The organism is Micromonospora sp. NPDC047707, assembly GCF_040704235.1.
In the GTDB taxonomy this organism is placed as follows: Bacteria; Actinomycetota; Actinomycetes; order Mycobacteriales; family Micromonosporaceae; genus Micromonospora.
Map to the genome: position 1 here is coordinate 1 of NZ_JBEYSU010000163.1, position 1,085 is coordinate 1,085.

At 67.5% G+C, this 1,085-nt stretch carries 2 protein-coding genes; one reads left to right on the forward strand and one right to left on the reverse strand.

Annotated features, from left to right (window positions below; all coding sequences use genetic code 11):
- Positions 1 to 81 precede the first annotated feature (81 nt).
- Entirely contained in the window at positions 82 to 483 is a 402-nt protein-coding gene (locus tag AB0873_RS32630; protein ID WP_366604655.1) for a transposase, read from the reverse strand.
- A 122-nt stretch (positions 484 to 605) separates the two neighbouring features.
- Here AB0873_RS32630 and AB0873_RS32635 point away from each other — a divergent pair.
- A partial coding sequence (locus tag AB0873_RS32635; protein WP_366604657.1) for a transposase family protein occupies positions 606 to 1,085 on the forward strand: 480 nt, incomplete at its 3' end.

The following is a 1,085-nucleotide window of genomic DNA, read 5'->3' on the forward strand; positions in this document are numbered from 1 at the left end:
AGGGCACTACTGTGACGTCCGCCGAGGTCCTGGGTATCGAGCTTCGCGTCGCTCCTCGTAACAGCCGGGCACCAGGTGTTATCAGCTTGCCGTTCGCAGAGCACACTCGGTCATCCCGTCGATGACCTTGTCCGTGATCGTCGAGATCGTCTGCCGCGACACCTCGGCGCCACACACCTCGCCCAGGTGGGGCTGGATCTCCCCGGTCGTCAGGCCCTTGACCGACAGGGAGATCACCATGTGGTCCACCCCGGACAACCGGCGCTGCCGCTTGCGGACGATCCGCGGCGCGAATGAGCCCTCGCGGTCGCGGGGCACGTCGATCTCGACCGGACCGACGTCGGTCAGCACCGTCTTGGAACGGCTGCCGTTGCGGTGATTGGATCCCTCTTTGGCCTTCGCGTCGCCCCTGTCATAGCCCAGGTGATCGCTGATCTCACCCCCGAGCGCAGATTCCAGAACCCGCTTGGTCAGCTGCTGCAAAACCCGCCGTCGCCAGTCAGCTGCAGACCCGCCACCCGAGCCTGCTCCACCAACCGTCCCACTAAGGGACGTCTCGTAACCCTGGCTGCCGTCTGTTGAGGACGGTCGGGCAGGATGCCTGGGTGCAGGTGATTACGGCGGCCCGCCCGGAGTGGATCTTCCCGTTCACCGGGTTACAGCCCGCCCAGTTCCGCCAGCTGGTCCGGCTGGTCGCCGAGCGTGGCGGTGACGGCATCGCTGATGGCCGGCCGGGCCGGCAGTGGGCCCTGGACCTGCCGGATCGGGTGTTGCTGGTGGCCGCGTACTGGCGTACGAACTTGACGATGCGGCAGATCGGTCCGCTGTTCGGGGTGTCGCGCTCCGCGGCGCACCGGGTGATCGACACCCTTGCGCCGCTGTTGGCCCTGGCGCCGGTGCGTCGGCGGCCGGTCGAGCAGATCGCCATCGTCGATGGCACCCTGATCCCCACTCGGGACCACCGCCTGGCCGCGCGGAGCAAGAACTACTTTCCAATGACGTTGTCAAGTGGTCTTGGTGGTGCCCCGATGAGTGCGTCATGCGGGTGCGTCGGGCAGCAGCGGTTGGTAGGGCCGGCGGTCGCG